The sequence below is a fragment of the Acinetobacter sp. UBA3025 genome (assembly GCF_002367915.1).
Lineage (GTDB): Bacteria > Pseudomonadota > Gammaproteobacteria > Pseudomonadales > Moraxellaceae > Acinetobacter.
Genome location: NZ_DFDO01000230.1, coordinates 1 through 9662, shown reverse-complemented (window position 1 = coordinate 9662; position 9662 = coordinate 1). Strand labels below are relative to the sequence as shown.

Annotated in this window: 8 protein-coding genes; 3 read left to right on the top strand and 5 right to left on the bottom strand. The window is 40.7% G+C overall.

What is annotated here, in order from left to right:
- The 3 genes from B4J23_RS09760 to B4J23_RS09750 form a co-directional block, all read right to left on the bottom strand.
- Positions 1–1585: hypothetical protein (locus tag B4J23_RS09760; RefSeq protein WP_291360306.1), on the bottom strand; the 1585-nt coding region annotated here is incomplete at its 3' end.
- A 233-nt stretch (positions 1586–1818) separates the two neighbouring features.
- Positions 1819–2388, bottom strand: a complete 570-nt coding sequence (gene dcd, locus B4J23_RS09755; RefSeq protein WP_004785008.1) for a dCTP deaminase — start codon at positions 2386–2388, stop codon at positions 1819–1821.
- A gap of 122 nt (positions 2389–2510) precedes the next feature.
- Positions 2511–3104 (bottom strand): LysE family translocator, encoded by a 594-nt coding sequence (locus B4J23_RS09750; RefSeq protein WP_180002152.1) that lies wholly within the window; start codon positions 3102–3104, stop codon positions 2511–2513.
- Between the two features lie 649 nt (positions 3105–3753).
- On the opposite strand from B4J23_RS09750, the gene B4J23_RS09745 reads away from it, so the two are divergent.
- From B4J23_RS09745 to B4J23_RS09735, 3 genes are read left to right on the top strand one after another with little or no spacing between them, the layout of a single operon-like run.
- The gene (locus B4J23_RS09745) at positions 3754–4758 is read left to right on the top strand and encodes a TAXI family TRAP transporter solute-binding subunit (RefSeq protein WP_180052333.1); all 1005 of its coding nucleotides are present in this window, start codon (positions 3754–3756) and stop codon (positions 4756–4758) included.
- Positions 4758–5243 carry a DUF1850 domain-containing protein gene (locus tag B4J23_RS09740; protein ID WP_291360300.1) on the top strand — a complete coding sequence of 162 codons (486 nt, stop codon included), beginning with the start codon at positions 4758–4760 and terminating at the stop codon, positions 5241–5243. The genes B4J23_RS09745 and B4J23_RS09740 overlap by 1 nt, the downstream gene beginning before the upstream one ends.
- Positions 5240–7255 (top strand): TRAP transporter permease, encoded by a 2016-nt coding sequence (locus B4J23_RS09735; RefSeq protein WP_004785019.1) that lies wholly within the window; start codon positions 5240–5242, stop codon positions 7253–7255. The genes B4J23_RS09740 and B4J23_RS09735 overlap by 4 nt, the downstream gene beginning before the upstream one ends.
- A 42-nt stretch (positions 7256–7297) precedes the next feature.
- Here B4J23_RS09735 and apbC read toward each other — a convergent pair whose 3' ends face one another.
- Together apbC and B4J23_RS09725 are read right to left on the bottom strand one after the other, a co-directional pair.
- Positions 7298–8557 (bottom strand): iron-sulfur cluster carrier protein ApbC, encoded by a 1260-nt coding sequence (gene apbC, locus B4J23_RS09730; protein ID WP_291360298.1) that lies wholly within the window; start codon positions 8555–8557, stop codon positions 7298–7300.
- A 289-nt stretch (positions 8558–8846) separates the two neighbouring features.
- Positions 8847–9650, bottom strand: a complete 804-nt coding sequence (locus tag B4J23_RS09725; protein WP_313484664.1) for a hypothetical protein — start codon at positions 9648–9650, stop codon at positions 8847–8849.
- Positions 9651–9662 lie beyond the last annotated feature (12 nt).

The following is a 9662-nucleotide window of genomic DNA, read 5'->3' as shown; positions in this document are numbered from 1 at the left end:
ATACCAGGTTGATATTCGGGCTATATAAATACAATCCCTCGGTATCATGAAATATAGGAGCTGCAGAGCCATTTAAAGCAGGAGTCGGACCATCTCCATCAAGATTATTCTCTTTTGCTGCGCTACTAATACGAATCCCTTTACTGTTCAAATTGTTTGAATCACTGGTCAGAGTAGAGGGATCATCATTAGTATTGAGTCGGATCAGACTCGCCAGGCCCAAGGTTTGACTATATGCAAGATCAGGCGATGTAAGGGTTTGAAATAATCGGACTTGCGAACCGTTCATGCTCAAGCCATTAGCAATAAACTGTGCACGAAAACGTTCAGAAATATCTAAGCCTGAAGTAGGTGCTCCAGTAGCATAATCTATGGTATTACTTGAATTTAAAGAACGTGAGAAAATATCAGTCCAAAAACCTAGTTTAATATTATTATCTGCTTCATTTGCAGCAGCTGTTGCAAGAGGCGCTTCCAAAGCTAGATAGCCAACTTCTTTTCCAGTATCCGTAAACTGTTTTACCGTTTCAGACCCTGCATGGAATAACCATGGATTGCTGGCTGTTCCCCAATTAAATCCCTGATTGCTATAGCGGCTACTGAGCGAGTTATCACTTTTTGATAGAGCCAAACCATAGATAAATACATCAGCCTTCGTACGAAGCGTACTGACTGAGGCACCCATTGCAGCTTCTTTGGCCGCCGTTGTTGCGCTCGCTTTAACCGCCTGCTCCATAGCGGTCACCGTATTTTTTGCCTGAATCAGCGCATATTTATCAGCTTCAATTGCTAATTGTTCTTGAGTCCTACTTTCTATAATACCAGGAATAACAGTATCTATTACATTCGTTCGTGTACCTACTTCTTGCGTCCATTTGTTATCAAGAGAAGTACTTGTGCGACTTCCCCATAGTAATTCAATCATTTCATAGGTATTTAAGAGCGCATATTCAGCAGATTTCTCCTTATTTAATAAACTAGCCTCCCACCATTCAGGTCTAGTTGTTGTACCATCATTAGCAAGACTACTTTTACCATCATAATAATCTTTATAGCGCTGATCATAATATCGCTGCATTAAATCCGACCGTCGCTTTTCTTCTACTATTCCACTACGAACATTTGCTTTAAATGTTGCTGTATCATACAAAGCTTTAGTTGAAGTATAATTATCTGTTTTATATTGATTATATTTAGAAGTATATGTATTTTCATAAAGATTAGCATTTGCACTAATACCATTTAAATAGCTACTTGCATACACTCGATCATAGACTTTGTTATAGGCACGCTCACCTAACTGAGCATAGTTCTCTCCAGTCGGAATCAGACGAATAAAACCGGTATCATATTGACCTGGGTTATTGATCCCTCGAGCATAACTTGAACCTGTTGAGAGGTCATTCGGACCTTGAAACACCATCTTAAAATTATCAAGAACAAGTGCGACGCCTTCACCGGTAGTATCAGAAAGAGAAGAATCTGTTAATTCCTGCATTGCATGTGCGGATGGCAATAATCCTAAACTGATCATCATTGCCAAATAACTTTTACGAAATTGAAATTCAGCTTTTGTTTGAGCCATCTCGACCTATCCTTCTTATCTGATGCTCCGCATCTTTATCCTTCAGCTTCCCAGCCTTCAATTTTTGATTTTTATGATGCTTGGCACATCTTTTTTATATATTCATTCTTCATTATGCTTATTTTTAGCAGGATTACCAAAGCCAAAAGACTAAAAACCCCGAGTTTCCGATGAATGAAACAGCAAAAAAATAAGCGAGGCATTTGCCTCGCTTATTCAATGCTTTAAAACTATTAAGCTTTAGGCAAAGTAACGCCTGTCTGCCCTTGGTATTTACCACCACGATCTTTATAGGAGGTTTCACAAACTTCGTCTGATTCGAAGAACAGCATTTGAGCCACACCCTCACCCGCATAAATACGTGCAGGCAGGTTAGTCGTATTCGAAAACTCTAGCGTGACATGACCTTCCCACTCAGGTTCAAGTGGGGTCACATTCACAATAATACCGCAACGTGCATAAGTCGATTTACCCAAGCAAACGGTCAGTACATTTCGTGGAATACGGAAGTATTCTACTGTACGTGCCAAAGCAAATGAGTTGGGTGGAATGATACAAACATCCGATTCAATATCAATAAAGCTTTTTTCGTCAAAGTTTTTCGGATCGACAATTGCAGAGTGCACATTGGTGAATACTTTAAACTCACGCGCACAGCGTACGTCATAGCCATAGCTTGAGACACCATAAGAGATCAGCTTTTGACCATTTTCATCCAGACGAATCTGGTTTTCTGCATACGGTTCAATCATGCCGTGTTTTTCGCTCATTTCGCGAATCCAACGATCAGACTTAATTGCCATTGATATAATCCAAAAATCTTAAAAATAAGTAATTGCGACGTACTTTAACTGAAATTGACACTAATGAAAATAAGCGAAATTCTGACAGCTAAATTTCAGGAAATTTAGCTGCTTTTTCAGGTTTAAAGACTGAGGAGTGCTGAATAGGATAAAGGTACAGAAAAGCTCATTAAAATAATGGAAGCGGTCTTTTGCAAGTTCTTTTGATTCAACCAGCGATTGTTTTTTCTGGCCAATAAACTACCTAAAAATGTCCAGAAAAATGCGATAGGAATAAGTAATGCCAAGAATGCCAACATATAAGTCACATAATATTGACTGCTTTTCCACACCATGACCGGGAAAATAGCCGAAGCAAATAATAATGCCTTAGGATTGAGCAAAGTCGCCAAAAATAGTTCCCGTGCCCGAATCGAAATACATTGAAAATTTTCACCAAGTTCTGCGGTACGCCATAATTTTAAAGCTAAAAATAGAATATAAGCAGCACTACAGAGTTTGAGAATATGAGGTAATTCCGGTAAATAGATCGAGATTTTACCAATCAAAAAGCCCCAGAATGTAATTGCGATGAGATAGCCAAAAGCTTCTGCAGGAATAAGGCGAAAAGTTTTTCTAAATCCAACTTGAATACCTGACGATGCCAATAAAGTATTGGTTGGGCCCGGTGTTAATAGAATGGCTGCCACTAAACCAATAAATAACCATGAAATCATAGTTTGACCTCGCTCTTAAGTATTAAGCATAAAATAATCCGGTCAAATCTGCAAAAAAATAATTGTAAGAGAACATATTAAAAAATTTTATATTTTATTATTTTTTAATGAATCTCAATTAATTAGGTGGATATATATAAAAATTTCATTTTAGTCAATTTTGTCAATTTATAAAGCTATAAGCTCATCATAAAATTTCTATAAAAGTAGAAGTTTCAATAGAGTATTCGGACTTAAAATTCCTGAAATACTACTCTCTACAACATGAAAGAAAAATCATCCACAACCTTGAAATCATTATTTCTGGTAACCTTTGATTGAGTTTTAACTAACTAAAAATCCCTACTCTTGCGTATGAACTTTGGGCACTTCTATAGAAAGATTTGGTGATGGGAGCAACTTTTACCTAACTCCTAATGATTAAATTTCCACTCTCCATTTAACATGTCTATCTTGCTCAATTTGTTCAACATATTGATAAAGCAAAATTTCGAAAAAAATGCTATTAAAACTATTCAGACAAAATAATTGCTGTTAAATTGTACAAGGACAACAATTGATAATTCACATTTTTTAACATCCAGACGGTTTAGTATATTGTTGTTTTAATTATATTTTAAGAACTACAGAATAATATCAGGAGTCATATATGAATAAATGGATCAAACTTTCAGTCATGAGCTTAGCGTTATCAGGCGTAGTTGCCTGCTCGAATGATAATGCACAAAATAAATCAGATAATCAGGCTGCATCTGGCGAGAGCGTAGCTGCAGATAAACTGCAAACCCGATTTGTCAATATTGCGACAGGCGGTGCCTCAGGCCCTTATAATGTCATCGGAACAGGATTGGCTGAAATCTATAACAAGACCTACGGCGTGAGTTCCAAAACCCAGACCACAGGGGCTTCTGTCGAAAATCTAAATTTATTAAAACAGAACAAAGTTGAAATGGCCTTTGTCATGAGCGACAGCTTAACTGAAGCAATTAATGGTCAAGGCAGTTTTAGCACCAAGATTGACAACGTGCAGCAGATCGCTGCGCTTTATCCAAACTATGTACAGATTGTCACTTCAAAACGTTCTGGTATCAAAAATATTGAAGATCTCAAAGGCAAACGTATTGCAGTGGGCGCCCAGAATTCAGGTGTAGAAGTGAATGCCCGTACTCTATTGAACGGTTTTGGTATCACTTATAAGGATGTCAAAGTAGATTACTTAGGTTATGCCGAAGCAGCTGATGCCTTGAAAGGCGGTAAACTGGATGCAGCCTTCCTGACCAGTGGTCTTCCAAACTCTTCACTGATGGAGCTGCAACAGGGCTTTGATCTACAACTGGTGAGTATTAATCCAGATAAAGTGAAAGCGATTGCCAAAGATCAGGCGTATTTCCTGCCAATGACCATTCCTAAAGGGACCTATGGCAATGCTGAAGATATTCCTACAGCTGCGATCATGAATGCGCTGGTGGTTCGTTCTGATCTCTCTACAGATGATGTATATAAGCTAACCAAGACGTTCTTCTCCAGCTTGGATCAACTCGCCAATTCACATCAGGCTGCTAAAGAAATCACTTTAGAAGGTGCACAAAAAGGTCTGGTTGCTCCACTGCATCCGGGCGCGCAAAAATTCTATGATGAGAATAAAGCGAACTGATGAAATGGATACAAGGTGCAGCGATTGCTGCACTTTTTAGTTTGGCTGCTTTTTTTATTACCTATGTTTGGATGACATTTCCGTATATTTTTGTGGAAGTGAAAGAGCAAAATTTTCAGTGCAAAATTGACCAGAAATCTTTTCAGCTCAGCTGGATGCATTCGGTAGAAAGAACACAGTGGAAAGAACGTTATCTTCTAGACAAGGATCATTTCATTCTGACAGATACTCAGTTCATTTCATTTGGTGCAGGTACACCTGATCAAGGTACTATTACTCGACAGGATGATGGCAACATCCATATGCAAATCAACCGGAAGATGAAAGAAATCAATTGGGTGATTTCACGCAGAATGCAGGGAAAAATCGAAGTTGCTGATCGTATCTGGAATATTTATCAGGATTTTCCTGATTACAGCACAGTACACATCTCTATAAAAAAAGACAGCCTATGGAAAAAAAGAGGTTTAAATGATTGCCTATGAATCCACAAGAAACAAGAAATGTGACCGAAGCACTGGATGATCAACAGCAACAAGAATTATTAGAAAAATTTGACCGTGAATCTGTCACTCGCAATCCGATCAACAAATCGGTTCGCTGGTTTATTGCTGCCTTGGCAATATCCTATTCGTTATTTCATCTTTATATTACTTTTAATCCCTTGCCAGAACTGATTCAACGTGCAGCCCATGTATCCATTGGTCTGGCGCTGATTTTCTTGTTGTATCCAGCACGTCAGGCCAGTAGCCGGCAAAAAGTCGCATGGACGGACTGGATTTGGGTCATTGCCTCTTTTGTTTCTTTCTTTTATCTGTTTAAAGAATACCAAGCCATTATGACTACCCGGGGAGGCATTCCCAATACGCTGGACATTGTCTTCTCGATTATGACGGTAGTATTGGTGGTTGAGGCTGCTCGAAGGGTGATGGGCTGGATGTTGCCGATCCTGGGACTGATTTTCTTGAGTTATCCATTTGTCAGTCATTTTGAATGGATGCCGGATCGCTTGCTGACCCGACCCTATACATTCAGTGACATCTTTGGGCAAATGTACCTAAAAACTGAAGGTTTATATTCTTCAGCTATTGGGGCTTCGGTCACCTTCATTTTCCTGTTTATCCTGTTTGGTGCCTTTCTGGCGAAATCAGGAATGGGAAAATTATTTAATGATCTGGCCATGGCACTTGCCGGGCATAAGCAAGGTGGCCCTGCCAAAGTTGCGGTGATTTCCAGCGGTTTTATGGGCAGTATTAATGGTACTGCCGTTGCCAATGTGGTGGGAACCGGTTCATTTACCATTCCTTTAATGAAGAAAATTGGCTATCACAAAAACTTTGCCGGTGCTGTTGAAGCCAGTGCTTCTGTGGGTGGACAGATCTTGCCGCCGGTAATGGGTGCCAGTGCCTTCATCATGGCAGAAACTACAGGTGTCAGTTACGGCACCATTGCCTTAGCTGCGGTATTGCCTGCCCTGCTGTATTACCTCGGTGTGATGGCGCAAGTCCATTTCAGAGCTGGCCGGGATCACCTGAAAGGCGTTCCCAAAGCTGACCTACCACGAGTCAAAGAAGTCCTAAAAGAACGAGGCCATTTATTATTTCCGATCGTTGCTTTGGTGTTCTTTTTATTCCAGTCGATTCCAGTGAGTTATGCCGCTGTTTATACGATTTTATTGACCATTGTGGTGGCAGCATTCAGGAAATCCACCCGCATGGGACCTAAGGAAATTCTGGAAGCACTAGCAGATGGTGCTAAACAGTCACTCTCTGTAATGGCTGCCTGTGCGGTCGTCGGGATCATTATTGGTGTGGTGAGCTTGACCAGTTTTGGCTCGGTGATGACTTCTTCGATCATGAGCATTGGTGCCGGCAGTCTATTCCTGACCCTGTTCTTTACCATGATTGCATCGATGATTCTGGGCATGGGTCTACCATCGATTCCAGCCTATATCATTACCGCGACGATGGCTGCTCCGGCTTTGGCCAACTTTGATATTCCAATCCTAGTCGCGCATATGTTCGTATTCTATTTTGGCCTGTTTGCCAATATTACCCCTCCCGTCGCCTTAGCCGCCTTTGCTGGTGCCGGGATTGCAGGTGGTGACCCAATGCGGACTGGATTCCTGGCCTTGCGCCTATCCCTAGCCGGATTTATTGTGCCCTTCCTGTTTGTCTATAACCCGGCGATGCTGATGATTGATACAACAGATATTGCCGTGAATGCCAAAGAATTTGCCTTACCGGCATGGAATGTCATTTTAAGCATTACCGTAACATCCATTGTCGGCATTCTGGCACTTGGCGCTGCAGTAGAAGGCTACTTTAAAACCGCGATGAATTGGTTCTGGCGCATCTTCCTAGGGGTTGGCGCTCTCATGATGATTGTGCCTGAGACCATGACCGATATTATCGGCACCATCATGGTGATTATTGCAATTGGCTTTAATATCATTCAGGCAAGAAAAGAAAATACAGCTACGACTAAAACCTCATAAAAAAAAGAGAGCTTAAGCTCTCTTTTTTTTTATTATAGAATCTTAGAAAATACGAGTTTTATCTTTTTCTGCTTTTGGCAATTTTGCTGCAATTTTCTGAGCAATGGCCATATAACTTTCAGCAGCATCATCTCCAGCAATCACTGAAGGCTTACCGGCATCGGCATTTTCACGAATCACTGCATTCAAAGGCAAGCGGCCGAGCAATGGAATATTGTATTGCTCTGACAGTTTATCACCGCCGCCTGTACCAAAGATCTGTTCTTCGTGACCGCAGTTTGAACAGATATGGGTCGACATATTTTCGACTACACCCATCACTGGAATCTGCACACGATTGAACAGTTCAATGCCTTTGGTCGCATCCAGCAATGCCACGTTTTGTGGTGTGGTGACGATCACAGCACCTGTGACTGGAATACGCTGAGCGAGCGTTAACTGGATATCACCTGTACCTGGTGGCATATCAATCATCAATACATCCAGATCTGGCCATAAAGTTTGATTGAATAGCTGCATCAAGGCACCTGTTGCTTTCGGACCGCGCCAAGCAACTGGCGTATTATTATCACCCGTTAGGTGGCCAATCGACAGCACTGCCATACCATACGCATCAAGTGGGACAAACTGCTCGGCTTCGATCATCGGGGTTTTGCCGGCATTGCCGAGCATCGTCGGAATACTTGGACCATAAATATCCGCATCCAGTACACCCACTTTCAAACCTAATTTTTGCAAAGCCAAAGCCAGATTCACAGTTGTGGTTGATTTACCTACACCGCCCTTACCTGAAGAGACCAGAATGACATTCTGAATGCGTGGATGCTTCGGCACATCATGTTGCTGTGGAGCAGCTTTCTGGATCGGTGGATTATTTGGATCAGCTTCTGCTTGAGCCGCATGACCTGAAGCATCAACCACTGGCGGCAGGTTCGATTTTGAAGCAGCAGTTTGCGGCTGGCTGGAACAGCTCTCGCCTTCCGCATGATGATGTCCACAACCACCTTCTTTTTTATGACCCGTCTTTTGCTGAATCACATGCAGGTTTAGTTCTTTAATACCGCATTTCTCTAGCGCATCCGCCAGTTCATCATGAATTTGCTGTAACTGTTCTTTTTCTTCCGGATAGGTATTAATGGTGATTTGCAGAATCTCACCTTGCACATTGACCTGAGTAATCCGGTCTTTCAGTGCATTGCTAGAATTTGGCAAGATGTAGTTTTGCAGTACGTTCTGCACAGCTTCTTCGTTCACCTCCTTGGAAGGCGAAAAAACCGATTTAAGCGAAGAAAGCCAGGACATAGGTTACTCCAAAAATATAGATAGACATCTGAATAGCTTAGTTTAACGAGGTTTTAGGCTCAGGTTAAGCAATCTGTATTCAACAAGCCCAAAAGACAAATATGATTTCCAACTATTTTACTGGGTTTTAAAGGGTTACAGGGAAGAAAATTTATAAAGTCAGCATCACATCTTATTTATTGTTTTATATTACTGATATTTAAAATTTTAAATAAAATTAACTAGATAGTATCCATTAAAAAGCCACTTCATTCAAAAATTAAATGAAGTGGCTTTCAACATGAAATGATTATTTATGATTTTTATCTTGATCGGTCTTGTTTTGCCCAGATTGATCAGCCTTATCCTGATCTTTTTTAGCATCATTTTTGTTATTGGTCTGATCTGAATTTTGGTCCTTATCCTTAGCCTCTTTAGATGAAGATTCCTGATCCTGCTTTTTCGAATCATCTGACTGAGACTGGTCATCGCCTTTCATTTTTGTCATTGTTTCAGCAGCCATCTGTTTCAACTCATTCAGTTTTGTAGCAGCTTCATTCACCAACTCACTAATTTTGACTTTGGTATCTTCAAACTTGTGTAGGGCTTCATCTTTTAAATTTGCCATACGATCCTGGTCAGCCTGATTTGCTGATTTATCTCCAGAACTATGATCCTGTGCCTTTTTCGAATCATCTGAACCTTGCTCACCATTTTTTTGGCTGTCTGATTTGCCATTTTTTAGCTCATTCAGAATCTTCTCGCCTTTTTGCAACAGCTCTTCACCGATCGCGATGGCTTTCGCTTTTAAGTCATCCATTTTGGTACTTTCAGCTTTTTTATCTGATTGATCACCATGATTAGATTGGTCATTTTTAGACGCATCTTTTTGCTCTGATTGCTGATTACCAGATGCTTTAGAGTCTTGCTGATGATCAGACTTTTCATCAGCACCATTTTTTTGGGCTTCTAGGACTTCTTCATGTTTCTGCTTATGCTGTTTATCAATCTCATTCTGCTTTTGCTCTTGTTCAATCTTGTCATGCAACTCTCGTGCATGTTGTTCTTTATCTTGATTCTGTTTTGAAGTACTTGTCTGGTTATTCTGAGTCATGAGTACCCTCCT

Bases quoted from the DNA above. Each gene is read 5' to 3' on its own strand.
- dcd (WP_004785008.1), bottom strand. From the start codon at position 2,388: ATGGCAATTAAGTCTGATCGTTGGATTCGCGAAATGAGCGAAAAACAC.
- B4J23_RS09750 (WP_180002152.1), bottom strand. From the start codon at position 3,104: ATGATTTCATGGTTATTTATTGGTTTAGTGGCAGCCATTCTATTAACA.
- B4J23_RS09745 (WP_180052333.1), top strand. From the start codon at position 3,754: ATGAATAAATGGATCAAACTTTCAGTCATGAGCTTAGCGTTATCAGGC.
- B4J23_RS09740 (WP_291360300.1), top strand. From the start codon at position 4,758: ATGAAATGGATACAAGGTGCAGCGATTGCTGCACTTTTTAGTTTGGCT.
- B4J23_RS09735 (WP_004785019.1), top strand. From the start codon at position 5,240: ATGAATCCACAAGAAACAAGAAATGTGACCGAAGCACTGGATGATCAA.
- apbC (WP_291360298.1), bottom strand. From the start codon at position 8,557: ATGTCCTGGCTTTCTTCGCTTAAATCGGTTTTTTCGCCTTCCAAGGAG.
- B4J23_RS09725 (WP_313484664.1), bottom strand. From the start codon at position 9,650: ATGACTCAGAATAACCAGACAAGTACTTCAAAACAGAATCAAGATAAA.